Genomic DNA, 15,683 nt, shown 5'->3' on the forward strand with positions numbered 1-15,683 from the left:
AATAGCCCCACGCCAGGCGAAAGATGTATTGCCCGGGCGGCAGCTTTCGCGGCTAAAGCCGCTCCTACCGGGCCGTTGTCTGCGTTACCATCAGCGGTCTACGCAGCTGTTCGTTGCGCATAGGAGTCCGCATGTCCCATCCTTTCGCAGCACTCACCCCTGATCTGGTTCTCGACGCAGTCGAGAGCATCGGTTTTCTCAGCGACGCCCGGATACTGGCCCTCAACAGTTACGAGAACCGCGTCTATCAGGTCGGTATCGAAGACCAGCAGCCGCTGATTGCCAAGTTCTACCGCCCAGGGCGCTGGAGCGACGAGGCGATTCTCGAAGAACACCGCTTCACTGCCGAACTCGAAGCTGTCGAAGTCCCGGTGGTCGCGCCGCTGCAGCATAACGGCCAGACCCTGTTCAAGCATGGCGACTTCCGCTTTACGCTATTCCCGCGCCGTGGCGGCCGTGCCCCGGAGCCGGGCAACCTCGATCATCTGTACCGACTGGGGCAGTTGCTCGGCCGCCTGCATGCGGTCGGCGCCGCCCGTGATTTCGAACACCGCGAAACCCTCGCGGTACAGAACTTCGGCCGCGACTCGCTGGACTACCTGCTCAATAACAATTGCATCCCCCGCGACCTGCTGCCCGCTTACGAGTCCGTCGCCCGTGACCTGCTCAAGCGCATCGAAGACGCCTACGCCGCAACGCCCCACAGCAACATCCGCATGCACGGCGACTGCCACCCCGGCAACATGATGTGCCGCGACGAGATCTTTCATATCGTCGACCTGGATGACTGCCGCATGGGCCCGGCGGTGCAGGACATCTGGATGATGCTGGCCGGCGACCGCCAGGACTGCCTGGGGCAACTCTCGGAGCTGATCGACGGTTACGGCGAGTTCCACGACTTCGACCCGCGCCAGTTGGCCCTGATCGAGCCACTGCGCGCCCTGCGCCTGATGCATTACAGCGCCTGGCTGGCGCGGCGCTGGGACGACCCGGCGTTTCCACGCAGCTTCCCCTGGTTCGGCAGCGAACGGTACTGGGGCGATCACATTCTGGCCCTGCGCGAACAGCTCTCGGCGTTGCGTGAAGAGCCGCTGAAGCTGTTTTGACGTCACTGTTTTATCGCCAGGCTCTCCCTCACAACAGGGCAGCACCAAGGACCATCATGCAAACTGCCAACCTGCGTCGCGGCTACATTCTGGGTCTGACGGCCTATACCATCTGGGGTCTGTTCCCGCTGTACTTCAAGATCGTCCAGTCGGTTCCGGCCCTGGAAATCATCATTCACCGGGCACTGTGGTCGGCACTGTTCGGCTCGCTGCTGTTGATGGTCTGGAAACACCCCGGCTGGTTCCGCGAGCTGCGCGACAACCCGCAACGCCTGGCAGTGCTGGCCTTCAGCGGCACATTGATCGCCAGCAACTGGCTGATCTACGTCTGGGCGGTGAACAACGGTCGTATGCTTGAAGCCAGCCTGGGCTACTACATCAACCCGCTGGTCAACGTGCTGCTGGGGCTGTTACTGCTCGGTGAGCGCCTGCGCCGCCTGCAATGGCTGGCCGTCGGCCTGGCCGCGACCGGTGTCGCGCAACAGGTCTGGCAGGTCGGCAGCCTGCCGTGGATCTCCCTGAGCCTGGCACTGACCTTCGGCTTTTACGGCCTGATCCGCAAGAAAGCCCCGGTCGCGGCGCTGCCCGGCCTGGTGGTGGAAACCTGGATGCTGGTACCGCTGGCCCTGGGCTGGCTGTTGCTGCACCCCGACGCCAGCAGCCTGCAACCGCCGATCATCGACAGTTCGATGATCTGGTGGCTGGCCGCCGCAGGTCCCGTGACACTGGTGCCGCTGGTGTGCTTCAACGCCGCCGCGCGCCACCTGCCGTTTGCCACCCTGGGCTTTCTGCAATACATCGGCCCGACCCTGGTCATGCTGCTGGCGGTGCTGGTGTATGGCGAGCATCTGGCCACCAGCACATTGGTAACCTTCGCATTTATCTGGGCCGGGCTGGCGATCTACAGCGTCGATGCCTGGCTCAGCTTGCGCAAACGCCGCTGATCAAAAAACGCACAACTCTTTGCAGACCTTGAATCACAAGGCCTGCAAAGGGTTACCCCAACCTTATCCACAGCCTCGCTCAATGTAATTGTGCACAAGCCTTTGAAATTGCCGGTTTTTTAACCAAAGCTCGGCAAGCCTTGCCACACAAGGCCCGGCGCCGGGAACCCCCAGGTTATCCACAGGCACATGCAAGAAAAAGCTGAATAACCGCCTCACTCCTCCTCGCGCAACACCAGCTCCACCATCAGATCATCCGCCAGGGTCTCCAGCTTCGCCTGCAGTTCATCCAGGCTCAGGCTCAGCGGCACGCCCAATACCGCGTCGGCGCGAAATAGCCATTCGCCGCTCATCGGTGCGGTATGCACGTCAGTCACCAGTTTTTCGACGTTGACGCCTTGCCCGGCCAGCAGGCGGGTAATGTCGCGCACGATCCCCGGCCGGTCGTTGCCGACCAGCGACATCTGGATCGGTTTGCAGCTACCAGCCGGTTCCACAATGCTTTCTGCCAGCAGTACGCGGATGTCGTAGGCGGCCAGTTGATGCAGGGCGGTGATCAGTTCGTCGTGCTGCTCAGGCGGCACACCGACTCGCAGAATGCCGGCAAACTGCCCGGCCAGCCGTGACATGCGGCTCTCCAGCCAGTTGCCACCGTGCTCGGCGATGCAGTGGGCGATGCGTTCAACCTGCCCCGGTTGGTCAGGGGCAACCACGGTAATGACCAGATGATCCACAGGCGAGTCCTCATTCAGGCGATGGTCAAGCCAGTATAGGCAAGGCTTGCAGTTCGACCTTGGGGGCGAGCATTCGTGACCAGAAAGAAAAATCCAGTCGCTTGGTGACGTATTTAGTCGCATGTTCACCCGGCGAATGATCATGTAGTATTCGCCAGCGCGCACTACATAAACCGTCCCCCATCATCAATGTGCTCGTCAAAGGGGCGCAATACCGCTGAGCAAAGTGAGGCAAGTGCAATGACTGAATACGTTCAAGTCGGCGACCTGCAGGTCGCCAAGGTACTGTTCGACTTCGTGCAGAACGAAGCAGTCCCCGGAACCGGCGTCGATACTGCGGCGTTCTGGAGTGGGGTGGACGCACTGATTCACGAGCTGGCACCGAAAAACCGCGCACTGCTGGTCAAGCGCGACGAGCTGCAGGCCCGAATCGACGCCTGGCATCGGCAGCAGGCCGGCCAGGCGCACGACGCCGCCGCCTACAAGGCCTTTCTGAGCGATATCGGTTACCTGCTGCCGGAGCCGGCAACGGTGCAAATCAGCACCAGCAACGTCGACGAGGAAATCGCCAGCATGGCCGGCCCGCAACTGGTGGTGCCGGTGATGAACGCCCGCTTTGCGCTCAATGCCGCCAACGCCCGCTGGGGTTCGTTGTATGACGCGCTGTACGGCACCGACGCCATCAGCGAAGACGGCGGCGCCGAACGCGGCAAGGGCTACAACAAGGTACGCGGCGACAAGGTCATCGCCTTTGCCCGCGCGCTGCTGGATCAGGCCACACCACTGGCCAATGGCTCCCATGTCGATTCCACCGCCTACAGCCTGATCGACGGCAAGCTGGTGGTGACGCTGCAAGACGGCAGCCAGACCTTACTCGCCGAACCCACCCAACTGATCGGTTTCCAGGGCGAAGCCAGCGCGCCGATTGCCATCCTGCTCAAGCACAACGGCCTGCACCTGGAACTGCAGATCGACGCCAGCAGCCCGATCGGCCAGACCGACGCCGCCGGGGTCAAAGACATCCTGATGGAAGCGGCGCTGACCACCATCATGGACTGCGAAGACTCCATCGCCGCCGTGGACGCCAACGACAAGACCCTGGTCTATCGCAACTGGCTGGGCCTGATGAAAGGCGACCTGGCCGAAACGGTCACCAAGGGCGGCGAAAGCTTCACCCGCACCATGAACCCCGACCGCGTCTACAGCACGCCGGACGGCGGCGAAATCACCCTGCATGGTCGTTCGTTGCTGTTCATCCGTAACGTCGGTCACCTGATGACCATCGATGCGATCCTCGACAAGCACGGCAACGAAGTGCCGGAAGGCATTCTCGACGGCCTGATCACCAGCCTGATCGCCATCCACAACCTCAAAGGCGACACCACACGGGCCAACAGCCGCAGCGGCTCGGTGTACATCGTCAAACCAAAAATGCACGGCCCCGAAGAGGCGGCGTTCACCAATGAACTGTTCGGCCGCATCGAGCAGGTACTGGGCCTGGCACGCAACACCCTGAAAGTCGGGATCATGGATGAAGAACGACGCACCACGCTGAACCTCAAGGCCTGCATCCAGGCGGCCAGCGAGCGGGTGGTGTTCATCAACACCGGCTTCCTCGACCGCACCGGCGACGAGATCCACACCTCCATGGAAGCCGGCCCGATGGTGCGCAAGGCGCAGATGAAAGCCGAGAAATGGATCGGTGCCTATGAGAACGCCAACGTCGATATCGGCCTGCGCTGCGGCCTGCCAGGCCGGGCCCAGATCGGCAAGGGCATGTGGGCCATGCCTGACCTGATGGCGGCGATGCTCGAACAAAAAATTGCCCACCCGCTGGCCGGCGCCAACACCGCCTGGGTGCCCTCACCGACCGCTGCGGTACTGCATGCCCTGCACTACCACAAGGTCGATGTGTTCGCCCGCCAGGGCGAGCTGGCCAAGCGCGAACAAGCTTCGGTCGATGACATCCTGAGCATTCCCCTGGCCAAAGACACCGGCTGGTCGGCCGATGAGCTGCGCAATGAACTGGACAACAACGCCCAGGGCATTCTCGGTTACGTGGTGCGCTGGATCGATCAGGGCGTGGGCTGCTCCAAGGTGCCGGATATCAACGACGTGGGCCTGATGGAAGACCGCGCCACCCTGCGTATTTCCAGTCAGCACATTGCCAACTGGCTGCACCACGGTGTGGTCAGCCGCGAGCAGGTGCTGGAAAGCCTTGAGCGCATGGCCGTTGTCGTGGACCGGCAGAACGCCAATGACCCGCTGTACCGCCCGCTGGCGCCAGACTTCGCCAGCAACATTGCGTTCCAGGCGGCGCTGGAGCTGGTTCTTGAAGGCACCAAACAGCCTAACGGCTACACCGAGCCGGTGCTGCATCGTCGGCGCCGGGAGTTCAAGGCCAGCCAGAAGTAACCGCTGGTCTCTGTAGGAGCGACCTTGGTCTGGACGGCATTGCGACAGAGAGGCCGGGATAGCCACAGCAGATGCTGCGGCGTTACTGGCCTCTTCACGAGCAAGCTCGTTCCCACGGTATTTCAAGTCACAACCAAAGAGGGAGCGGCCAAGGTCGCTCCTGCTGGTCAAGCGATCCCCAACTCCCGCTTCACCACCTTCACCAACTGCTTGGTATTGAGCGGTTTCAACAGGAAATCGACCACGCTCAGGTGCATGGCGTCGATGGCGTCGCGCACGCTGGCATCGCCCGAGACGATGATGATCGGCAGTTCGGCACGTGCCGAGTCGCGCACTTTGCGGATCAGCTCCAGGCCGTCGCAAGGCACCATGCGCAGGTCGGTGATCAACAGGCCGATCGATTCGCGGCTCTGCAATAGTTGCAAAGCGCTGCTGCTGCCCGCCGCCGTCAGGCAACTGATGTCATTGAGGTTGAGAATCTCAGCCAGAACTTCGCGCGCATCGGTGTCGTCATCGACGATCAGGACACGCTGCGGCACATCACACTGAGGCGCAGACATCACTTCGTTGAGTGCGTCGCGCTCTTCGTCGCTGAGAATATCGTGATCGGACATGGAAATCTCATCATTGCCTGGGCTTATCCTGCCAGCCGTTCATAACGATCCTGTGACGCCTTGCAGGCGCCGGGGTCTGGTCCTTAAGACTTACGTCCAATGGGCACTGGACGCCAAGCGACCGACCATGGTCATGAATAACAAAAAAAGCGGTGCACGTCATGAGTAAAGCAGATGCCTTCACCGAAGCAGGAAAAACCGCCGTGTTGCAGAACATTCACGGCACCATGCAGTTCCTGCAGCGGTTCCCGCCGTTCAACCAGATGGAAAGCGCGCACCTGGCGTATCTGGTCGAACAGTGCCAGTTGCGTTTTTATGGCGCTGGAGAAAGCATCATCAAGCCTGCCGACGGCCCGGTTGAGCACTTTTATATCGTCAAGCAAGGCCAAGTGGTCGGTGAGCGCCCACATTCGGCCCGGCGTGGAACCGAGACCACCTTCGAGATCACCAGCGGCGAGTGCTTCCCGCTCGCCGCGCTGTTGGGCGAACGCGCCACCCGTACCGAACACCTGGCCGCCGAAGACACCTTTTGTCTGCAACTGAACAAGCAGGCGTTCATCAAGCTGTTCTCATTGTCGACCTGCTTTCGCGACTTCGCCTTGCGCGGCGTCAGCAGTCTGCTCGATCAGGTCAATCAGCAAGTCCAGCAACGCGCCGCAGAAACCCTCGGCACTCAATACTCGCTCAATACCCGGCTGGGCGAACTGGCCATGCGTCACCCGGTCATGTGTGCCCCGGACATGCCCATGCGCGAAGCGGTGAAGCTGATGCATGACCAACAGGTCGGCAGCATCGTGATCGTCGATGAACGGCAGGCACCGCTGGGCATCTTCACCCTGCGTGATCTACGTGAAGCGGTGGCTGACGTAAATGCCGACTTCAGCGAAGGCATCAGCCAGTTCATGAGTCCCTCGCCGTTTTACCTGAGCCCGGATGCCAGCGCCTTCGATGCGGCCATTGCCATGACCGGCCGGCATATTGCCCATGTCTGTCTGGTGCGCGACGGGCGACTGTGCGGGGTGGTTTCAGAGCGCGACCTGTTCTCGCTGCAACGGGTCGACCTGGTCCATCTGGCGCGCACCATCCGTAACGCGCCACGTATCGAAGCGCTGGTGCATCTGCGTGGCGATATCGTGCAACTGGTCGAGCGGATGCTGGCCCACGGGGCTTCATCCACGCAGATTACCCAGATCATTACCCTGCTCAACGATCACACCGTGTGTCGGGTCATCGAACTGACCCTGGAAGAAAAAGGCGACCCCGGCATACCGTTCAGCTGGTTGTGCTTCGGCAGTGAGGGCCGTCGCGAGCAGACCCTGCACACCGATCAGGACAACGGCATTCTGTTTGAAGCCAGCGATGCCAAACAGGCGGCCGAAATCCGTGCCCTGCTGCTGCCGATCGCCGAGCGTATCAACCAGAGCCTGGCCCTGTGCGGTTTCAGCCTCTGTAAAGGCAACATCATGGCCGGCAACCCCGACCTGTGCCTGTCACGCAGCGAATGGGCGCGGCGCTTCTCGGCGTTCATCCGCGAAGCCACCCCGGAAAACCTGCTGGCGTCGAGTATCTACTTCGACCTGCGGGTGGTGTGGGGCGAAGAAAGCGGCGGCGAGTACCTGCGCCGCAGCATTCTCGATCAGGTCGCCGATAACCGACTGTTCCAGCGCATGCTGGCCGAAAACGCCCTGCGCCAGCGTCCGCCGGTCGGGCGCTTCAAGGACTTCGTGCTGGCCCGCAAGGGCAGCGACAAAGACACCCTGGACCTCAAGACCGAAGGCCTGACACCGTTCGTCGACGGCGCCCGCCTGCTGGCGCTGGTCAACAATATTGAAGCCATCAATACCCTGGAGCGCCTGCGTCAACTGGTCGAGCGTGAGGTCATCGACCCGCTCGATGGCGCTGCCTACGAAGAGGCCTACCACTTCATCCAGCAGACCCGCATGCAACAGCATCAGTTGCAGAGCCGGCAGAATCTGCCGTACTCCAACCGCATCGACCCCGACACCCTCAACCATCTGGACCGGCGCATCCTGCGTGAGTCCTTCCGTCAGGCTCAACGCCTGCAATCGAGCCTGAGCCTGCGCTATCAACTATGAACCTGTTCCAATGGCTACGCCCCGTCGTCAAGAAAACGCCTCTGGATGAACACCAGAAACAGCGCCTGGCCGCACTGGCGGGCGGTGCAGTGCTCGATGAGCGGCCGCTGCGCCAGCAGCGCTGGGTGGTGCTGGACCTGGAAACCAGCGGGCTGAACATGAACCGCGATCAGGTGCTGTCAATCGGGGCGGTGGTCATCGAGGACGGCGCCATCGATCTGGGCCAGCTATTCGAATGCACGATTCAACGCGTGGATCACAAGCTCAGCCCCGCCGTGCTGATCCACGGCCTGGCGCCCAGCGCGATTGCCGCTGGCAGCGAACCGGTCGCAGCGCTGCTGGATTTCATGGAGTTTGTTGGCGACAGCCCGGTGTTGGCGTTCCACGCGCCATTCGACCAGCACATGCTGGCCCGGGGCCTGAAGGAAAGCCTCGACTACCGCCTGCAGCATACCTTTTTCGACGTTGCCGAGATTGCCCCGATGCTCTGCGAACAGGCCAACCTGCGCAAGGCCGGCCTGGACGACTGGACCCGCCACTTCGGCCTGCATGCCGAAGAGCGTCACCATGCCAGCGCCGATGCCCTGGTGACCGCCGAGCTGGCGCTGATCCTGTTCAGCCACGCCCGCCGCCAGGGCATCGACAGCCCGGCCCGCCTGGAGCAAAGCCTGAGCCAGTGGCGCAGGCGCATACAAACGCATTCCTTTTAGGGGCTGTTGCCGTTTCATCACAACCGCTGAAACGGCAACAACCCCTAGCCAACAATTGCAGAGCCTCCCGCTGCTGACTAGTCTATGACTCTGTCGCCATCGAGGATCATTCATGTCAGCACCTACCATGACCCTGTACACCAACCCGGCATCGCCGTTTGCCCGCAAGGTGGTCATCCTGCTTCATGAAACCGGTCAGCTCGACAAGGTTCAATTGCAGTCTACGGTCCTGACTCCGGTAAGCCCCTCTGCCGAGCTTAACCATGACAACCCGGCGGGCAAGATCCCGGCGCTGCGTCTGGCCGACGGCAATGTGATCCACGACAGCCGGGTGATCCTCGACTACCTGGACCACCAGCACACCGGCACGCCATTGATTGCCCGTGACGGCCCGGCGCGCTGGCGACGCCTGACCCTGGCCTCGCTGGCCGATGCGCTGCTTGATGCGGCTCTGCTGATCCGCTACGAAACCGCGCTGCGCCCCAAGGAGCTGCACTGGCCGGTATGGCTGGACAACCAGCAGAGCAAGATCGAACGCACCCTGACCTACTTCGAGCAAGAGGCGCTGACCGAACTGGGCGCCACCTTCGACATTGCCTCGATCAGTGTCGCGGCGGCACTGGGTTACCTGGATTTCCGCCAGCCCGACCTGAACTGGCGTAACAGCTACCCGCGCCTGGCCAACTGGTATTTCGACGTCAGCCAACGGCCTTCGATGCAGGCCACCCAGCCTTCGGCCTGAGCACCTGCCCGGCTGCCCGCGGCGCTGCGGGCAGCAAACCGATCAGCCCGTCCAGCAGCCGCCTGGCCTGGCGGCGCTCCTGACGCAACAGCGACTCTTCGTTCATGGCGCCGGCTCCGCAGCCGGTTTATGGCTGATGCCCGGCGCAATGCCGTACCAGTCGAGCTTGCGGGTCAGGACCATGAACACGCCCAACAGGCCGAACAGCAACAACGAGCCCATCAACAATGCGTAGTCCTCAGCACTGAGCAAGCCGTACAGCAGGCCATACAGCGCCGCCAGCCCCAGCGCAAACCCCACGCCCTGACGCACACCACGCAGCACATGGCTGACATAGAAGCCGATCAACAGCACGCAACCAGCCGCTGACAACAGGTAAGCCGTGGCAAAGCCCAGATGCTCGGACAGCGACAGCAACATCAGGTAGAACAGCGCCAGCGCCGCGCCCACCAGAGCGTACTGCACCGGGTGCACGGCCATGCTCTTGAGTACCTCAAAGAGAAAGAAGCCGGCAAAGGTCAGGGCGATGAACAGCAAGGCATATTTGATCGCTCGGTCACTCTTCAGGTATTGATCCACCGGATCGATGAAGCTCACACCGAAACTGCGGCCGTGCAAATCTGCGCACTGATCGCTGCGCAGGCATTTGTCGAAGGCCTCTTCAAGGTTGGTGGAGAAGAACGAGGTCTGCCATTGCGCGCTGAACCCTGCTGCGCTGACTTCCCGCTGGGTCGGCAGGTAGTTGCCGATAAAGCTTGGATGCGGCCAGTCAGCGACCAGTTTTACCGTGCTGGACTTGCCCACCGGGGTGACGTTCAGCTGCCCGGTGCCTTGCAGGTTCAGGTCAAAGGCAAAGCTCAGGCGGGTCGGCTGCTTGCCGTCAATGGCCGGCAGAGTGGCACTGACCCCCTCACCGAGACGACTCAGCCGCGTGCCCGGCTCGAACTCCAGCGTCTGACCGTTCATCTGCAGGGTCAGGGCATTTTCGATGCCGCGGATATCACTCAGGCCCACCGCCAGATAAGGCCGCTCGAAGCTGTACTCCTCGAAGCTGTCATCCAGGCCAAGCTTTTCCGGCAACGCGAAATGCCCGCTGATCTGGCTTTGCGCATGGTACAGGCGCGCCTCGTAGATGCCGCGTGAACGCAGCTCGGTGCGCACCTTGCCGTCCACCTCGAAACGCTCGGGCAGAAAGTGCAGGTAACCGCGTTCAATCTCGGTTTCCTGGTAGCGCTCATCGCTTTGCGCCTTGACCTTCCAGACCTGCACGCTGCGCCGATAAGGAATCACGACCACCGGGCCGGTGATCTGCTGGCTGTAACTGGAACTGCGCGCAATGTCATCAAGCACCGTATCGCGCTGCGCCTGCCGCTCGCTGATCAGCCCGCCGATCATCATCAATGGAATCAACAACAGCATGATCAGCAAAGCGATCATGCCCAACTTCATGGCCAGACTTCGATTCATGCTTGTATTCATGGGGACTCTCCCTGTTTGCTATGGGAGACAGTCTGCGCGGACTATGTGGGGTGATGATGGGGGCTGTGTGGAGATTGTGTGGGAATACGTATGGCATGTCGGACCGGCATCGTCTGCGTAGGAGCTGCTTCAGCAGCGAACAGCATCATTCGCGGATAAATCCGCTCCTACGCCAGCCACAGGCTCACCAACACCCCACCCTCCACATTCTCGATCCGCAGTTCGCCGCCATGCAGCTGCACCACCTCGGCGACGAAGTTCAGCCCCAGCCCGGTGCTTTTACGCCCGGTATGCGGACGCGGCAGGGAGTAGAAGCGCTCGCACAAACGCGGCAAGGCATAGTCGGGAATCGGTTCGGCGGTGTTGAACAGCGAGAGGTAAATACGCCCGTCCCGGGGTTCGGCCGCCAGGCGCAGTAACCCGCCGGTCGGGGTGAAGTCCAGCGCGTTGTCCAGCAGGTTGGCCAGCGCCTGGCTGAGCAGAAAGCGTTCACCGTGCAGGCACAGCGAGGTGTTGATCTGTCGCTCGACCTTCAGATCCAGGCGCTCGACGGCCAGGCTGCGGGCCAGCAGCAGTTCATCGAGCAGTTCGGCCAGCGGCAAGGCCACTCGCTCTTCAAGCTCCTGGCGCTGCTCGACCATCGCCAGGTTCAGCAGGCGTTCGATCAACTGCTGCATGCGCTGGCTTTCATCTTCGATATTGCCGGCAAAGCGCTGGCGCTGGGCCGTCGGCATATCGTCGTGCAATAGTTCAGCGGCGCCGCGGATCGCCGCCAGCGGGCTTTTCAGTTCGTGGGTCAGGGTATGCACGTAACGCTCGACATAGGCCTTACCTTCGAGCTGGATGCGCATGCGCTCCACCGCTGTGGATAACTGCTCCATCTCGCCGCCCCGGTAATGCGGCAGCTCAGCGCGCCGCCCTTCGCTGACCGCCTGGGCATAACGGGTCAGGCGCCGCAGCGCAGAGCTGAGCCACCAGGAAAACAACGCCCCCAGCAGCAGGCCCAGCACCATCAACCCGCCGCCATACCACAGCAAACGTCGCTCGGCCCGCTCAATGTAGGGCTGCAACGAGCTATTGGGCTTGGCCACAGTCACCACACCAATAATCTGTCCTTGGTCACGAATCGGCGCACCGACATGCATCACCGACGAGTTGGGGTCTTCAGGGTCGCTGCGAGTCGAGCGTGCACCGTATTGGCCGCGCAGGGTCAGATACACGTCGTTCCAGCGCGAATAGTCCTGGCCGACCGCCTCGCCACTGGAGTCCAGCAACACGACGCCCTTGGCATCGGTCACGTAGATACGGTTGCTGACCTGATCCTTCGGCAGTTCCCAGATGGTTGCCTGCGGCTGACGCACGCCGTAATCCTGCAGCACTTCGTTGAAGCGGCTCTGCCCGAGCGTGCCATCACGTACGTCAGCGCGGAAGATTTCCGCCAGCAGGTTGGCGGTGTCTACCAGGGTTTCCTCGGTTGACTGACGCACGCCGGGGCGAACTTCCTTCATCACCGTGCTGAGCACGAAATAGCCGGTCAGGGCGATGAATACCGCGTAGACCAGAAATATCCGGATGCTCAGCGACATTTAGCTGTTGCCCGGGCTGAAGCTGTAACCGATACCGCGATGGGTCTGGATCGGCTCGGCATCGGCGGCGACCGCCCGCAGCTTGGCGCGCAGGCTCTTGATGTGGCTGTCGATGTTGCGCTCGTAGCCGGCATCGGCGACCACCCCCAGGGCATCGAGCAACTGCTCGCGGCTGAATACCCGCTCGGGCTGTTCCAGCAGGCATTGCAACAGGCGAAACTCATGACGGGTCAGGCTCAGCGGCTGCTGGCGATAGCTGATCTGGAAGCGTTCCAGATCGACCTGAAACAGACCGTTGCCGCTCGCCGGCACGGCCACCGGCAGTTCACGGGGCAGCATGCGCTTGAGAATCGCCTTGACCCGCGCCGCCACCTCACGGGGGCTGAACGGCTTGACCACATAATCGTCAGCGCCAATCTCCAGACCCACCACCCGGTCGATCTCGGCATTGCGCGCAGTGAGGAACATCACCGGCACATCGCTGAAGCGGCGCAATTGTTTGCAGGTTTCAAAACCGCTGATATCCGGCAGGCCGACATCAAGAATGATCAGGTCGGCCGGGGTCTGGCGCTGATGCTCCACTGCGGCCTGGCCGAGGCTCAGCCAGGTGCTGGTGAAGCCCTCGCCTTGCAGGGCATAGATCAGGGTGTCGGCAATCGCGACTTCGTCTTCGACAATCAGGATATGCGGCATGATTTCGGGCATTGAACGGGACCGACAGAAGGTGCGCGATCCCACCCTGTTCGTCAATCAGGTGCCTTTAAAACGTAGGCGAGGCAGTCAGCGCAAGGCAAAAACAAGCGAGGAAGCGGAGTGTACTGGAGTACATGAGCATTCCGAGCGTGTTTTTAACGCAGCGCTGGCGCGCGTAGCGCCACAGGCGCCCAGCCAGTAGGTAGTTTTAAAGGTGCCTGATCAGCAATCCGGTTGTTTGGCGGTATACCGCTTGGCCGGGTCCACCGCTGCATCAAACTCACGCAGTGCCTTGGCGCCGATCAACAGCGGATAGTTGAAGTGGCTGCGGTCTACCAGATTGACCTCGACGGTGCGCTGCTGCTTGCCCAGGCACAGTTGCAACTCGACCACCGGGCGCTTGGCCGGGTCGATGCGGTCTTCGTCCTCGTCGTCTTCGTCGGCACGGCCTTTGATCTTGCTGACCCGCGCGACCTTGTGTTCGAACAGCTTGTTACTGGCACCGTCAGCGGCCAGACGAAAACGCACCCATTGTTCGCCGTCGCGCTGGAACAGCTCGATATCCTTGGCCGATAACGAAGCGGTCAGCGCACCGGTGTCCATCTTGGCCTTGAAGGTTTCGCCCACTTGCGCAATCTTGATGTGCTCGTAGCGGCCGTACAGGGTCGGGTCGGCCGCCAGAGCCGGCATCGCCAGCAGAGACAACAGCACGAGAGTGTTCTTCACTTGGAGGACTCCTTAGAGTATCGGGCGCCCGGTTGGCGTCCGGTTTTAGACAGCAGCGCCGTGCTTGGTTCGCCGACCGGAAACATTTGTCAGCATCTGTATCATTGGCGCGTCAGGCCGGGCTATTTATCATGACTGACCGCCAATATCCCAGAGATGCCTATGCGCCGCGCCCTCACTGGCTGTTTCGTCACCCTCTTGCTGCTGCTCAACACCCTGATCCTGATCGGGCCGCTGCTGGCATTTGCCCTGCTCAAGCTGATCTTTCAGGGTGACATGCGCGACCACTGCTCCAAGGCCGTGATGTGGATCGCGGAAACCTGGGCAGAGATCAATAAACGCATTTTCGCACTCACCCTGCCCACCCAATGGGACATTCGTGGCGCCGCACAACTGCGCCGTGATACTTCCTATCTGGTGATCAGCAATCATCAGTCTTGGGTGGACATTCCGGCGCTGGTTCAAGCGCTGAACCGCCGCACGCCATTTTTCAAGTTCTTCCTGAAAAAGGAGCTCATTTGGGTGCCGTTTCTGGGGCTGGCCTGGTGGGCGCTGGATTATCCGTTCATGAAGCGCTACAGCAAGGCTTTCCTGGCCAAAAATCCGCAACTCAAAGGCCAGGATCTGGAAATCACCAAGGCGGCCTGCGAGCTGTTCAAGCGCCAGCCGGTAACCATCGTCAATTATCTGGAAGGTACCCGCTTTACCCAGGCCAAACACGCCGCCCAGCAGTCGCCGCATCAATACCTGCTCAAGCCCAAGGCCGGTGGCGTGGCCTTTGTGCTGGCGGCGATGGGTGAGCAACTCGATGCGATCCTCGATGTGACCGTGGTCTACCCCGGCAGCCCGCCGCCCGGTTTCTGGGATTTGCTGTGCGGGAGCGTGCCCAAGGTGGTTGTCGATATCCAGACCCGCGCGCTCGACCCCGCACTGTGGCAGGGCGACTACGAGAACGATCCTGAATTTCGTGGCCAGGTCCAGGCCTGGGTCAACCAGCTATGGGTCGAGAAGAATGCGCGGATCGCGCAGTTGAAGCAGGAAATGGATCGCGGTGAATGAAGCGGATCGCGGCTGAAGCCGCTCCTGTAGGAGCGGCTTCAGCCGCGAATTACATCAAGCGGCGCTGAAGGTTTTGTGCGGATCGATGACGAATTTCTTCGGCACGCCTGCATCGAACTCGCCGTAGCCAGCCGGTGCCTGATCCAGGCTGATCACCTGCACGCCAACGATTTCAGCGATGTTCAGACGGTCCCACATGATCGCCTGCATCAGCTGGCGGTTGTACTTCATGGTCGGGGTCTGGCCGGTGTGGAAGCTGTGCGACTTGGCCCAGCCCAGGCCGAAGCGGATGCTCAGGGCGCCGTTTTTGGCCGCCGCGTCTACTGCACCGGGGTCTTCGGTCACGTACAGGCCCGGAATACCGATCTTGCCCGCCACGCGAGTCACCTGCATCAACGAGTTGAGCACCGTGGCCGGCGCCTCGTGCTTGGCACCTTCATGGCCGTGGCCACGGGCTTCGAAGCCCACGGCGTCGATTGCGCAGTCCACTTCCGGCTCGCCCAGCAGCGCGGCGATCTGTTCGTGCAGCGGGGTGTCGGTCGACAGGTCGGCGATTTCAAAGCCTTGGGCCTTGGCATGCGCCAGACGCGCAGGGTTCAGGTCACCGACGATCACCACGGCAGCGCCCAGCAGTCGCGCCGAAGCGGCAGCAGCCAGACCCACAGGGCCGGCGCCGGCGACATAGACCGTGCTGCCTGGGCCAACGCCAGCGGTCACCGCACCGTGGAAGCCGGTAGGCAGAATGTCCGACAGGCAGGTCAGGTCACGGATCTTTTCCA

General features: G+C 61.7%; 14 protein-coding genes. 7 read left to right on the forward strand and 7 right to left on the reverse strand.

All coding sequences use genetic code 11. The features are described 5' to 3' along the window. Nucleotides 1-131: 131 nt before the first annotated feature. Both NJC38_RS21350 and rarD read left to right on the forward strand, forming a co-directional pair. Nucleotides 132-1,106 (forward strand): serine/threonine protein kinase, encoded by a 975-nt coding sequence (locus NJC38_RS21350; protein ID WP_253116988.1) that lies wholly within the window; start codon nucleotides 132-134, stop codon nucleotides 1,104-1,106. A gap of 56 nt (nucleotides 1,107-1,162) precedes the next feature. After that, entirely contained in the window at nucleotides 1,163-2,050 is an 888-nt protein-coding gene (gene rarD, locus NJC38_RS21355) for an EamA family transporter RarD (protein ID WP_045484427.1), read from the forward strand. Nucleotides 2,051-2,265: 215 nt separating this feature from the next. Here the strand turns inward: rarD and NJC38_RS21360 are convergent, their stop codons facing one another. Beyond that, the gene (locus tag NJC38_RS21360) at nucleotides 2,266-2,784 is read right to left on the reverse strand and encodes an ACT domain-containing protein (RefSeq protein WP_045484436.1); all 519 of its coding nucleotides are present in this window, start codon (nucleotides 2,782-2,784) and stop codon (nucleotides 2,266-2,268) included. 240 nt (nucleotides 2,785-3,024) lie between these two features. On the opposite strand from NJC38_RS21360, the gene NJC38_RS21365 reads away from it, so the two are divergent. Further along, nucleotides 3,025-5,199, forward strand: a complete 2,175-nt coding sequence (locus NJC38_RS21365) for a malate synthase G (RefSeq protein WP_253116989.1) — start codon at nucleotides 3,025-3,027, stop codon at nucleotides 5,197-5,199. A gap of 167 nt (nucleotides 5,200-5,366) precedes the next feature. Here the strand turns inward: NJC38_RS21365 and NJC38_RS21370 are convergent, their stop codons facing one another. Further along, nucleotides 5,367-5,813, reverse strand: a complete 447-nt coding sequence (locus NJC38_RS21370; RefSeq protein ID WP_253116990.1) for a response regulator — start codon at nucleotides 5,811-5,813, stop codon at nucleotides 5,367-5,369. Nucleotides 5,814-5,974: 161 nt separating this feature from the next. On the opposite strand from NJC38_RS21370, the gene NJC38_RS21375 reads away from it, so the two are divergent. The 3 genes from NJC38_RS21375 to NJC38_RS21385 all read left to right on the forward strand — a co-directional run bounded on the left by NJC38_RS21375 (nucleotide 5,975) and on the right by NJC38_RS21385 (nucleotide 9,361). Next, nucleotides 5,975-7,909 (forward strand): putative nucleotidyltransferase substrate binding domain-containing protein, encoded by a 1,935-nt coding sequence (locus NJC38_RS21375; protein ID WP_253116991.1) that lies wholly within the window; start codon nucleotides 5,975-5,977, stop codon nucleotides 7,907-7,909. Then, nucleotides 7,906-8,619 (forward strand): 3'-5' exonuclease, encoded by a 714-nt coding sequence (locus tag NJC38_RS21380; protein ID WP_253116992.1) that lies wholly within the window; start codon nucleotides 7,906-7,908, stop codon nucleotides 8,617-8,619. Before NJC38_RS21375 ends, NJC38_RS21380 begins: the two co-directional genes overlap by 4 nt. 112 nt (nucleotides 8,620-8,731) lie before the next feature. Continuing rightward, entirely contained in the window at nucleotides 8,732-9,361 is a 630-nt protein-coding gene (locus NJC38_RS21385; protein ID WP_253116993.1) for a glutathione S-transferase family protein, read from the forward strand. A 102-nt stretch (nucleotides 9,362-9,463) separates the two neighbouring features. On the opposite strand, the gene creD is transcribed toward NJC38_RS21385, so the two are convergent. The 4 genes from creD to NJC38_RS21405 form a co-directional block, all read right to left on the reverse strand. Next, nucleotides 9,464-10,828 (reverse strand): cell envelope integrity protein CreD, encoded by a 1,365-nt coding sequence (creD, locus tag NJC38_RS21390; RefSeq protein ID WP_045484448.1) that lies wholly within the window; start codon nucleotides 10,826-10,828, stop codon nucleotides 9,464-9,466. 179 nt (nucleotides 10,829-11,007) lie between these two features. Continuing rightward, nucleotides 11,008-12,426, reverse strand: coding sequence for a two-component system sensor histidine kinase CreC (gene creC, locus NJC38_RS21395; protein ID WP_253116994.1), 1,419 nt, complete (start codon nucleotides 12,424-12,426; stop codon nucleotides 11,008-11,010). Next, on the reverse strand, nucleotides 12,427-13,119 hold the full coding sequence (gene creB / locus NJC38_RS21400) for a two-component system response regulator CreB (RefSeq protein WP_253117000.1): 693 nt from the start codon (nucleotides 13,117-13,119) through the stop codon (nucleotides 12,427-12,429). 222 nt (nucleotides 13,120-13,341) lie between these two features. Next, nucleotides 13,342-13,845: an ATP-dependent zinc protease gene (locus tag NJC38_RS21405; protein WP_253116995.1), complete on the reverse strand. Its 504-nt coding sequence runs from the start codon at nucleotides 13,843-13,845 to the stop codon at nucleotides 13,342-13,344. Nucleotides 13,846-14,007: 162 nt separating this feature from the next. Here NJC38_RS21405 and NJC38_RS21410 point away from each other — a divergent pair, with 162 nt between their 5' ends. Then, nucleotides 14,008-14,904, forward strand: coding sequence for an acyltransferase (locus NJC38_RS21410; protein WP_253116996.1), 897 nt, complete (start codon nucleotides 14,008-14,010; stop codon nucleotides 14,902-14,904). 54 nt (nucleotides 14,905-14,958) lie between these two features. Here NJC38_RS21410 and NJC38_RS21415 read toward each other — a convergent pair. Then, nucleotides 14,959-15,683, reverse strand: a 725-nt coding sequence (locus NJC38_RS21415; protein WP_366856065.1) for a zinc-binding dehydrogenase, incomplete at its 5' end; no start/stop codon positions are given.

The organism is Pseudomonas sp. 21LCFQ010 (genome assembly GCF_024129905.1).
Classification (GTDB): Bacteria; Pseudomonadota; Gammaproteobacteria; order Pseudomonadales; family Pseudomonadaceae; genus Aquipseudomonas.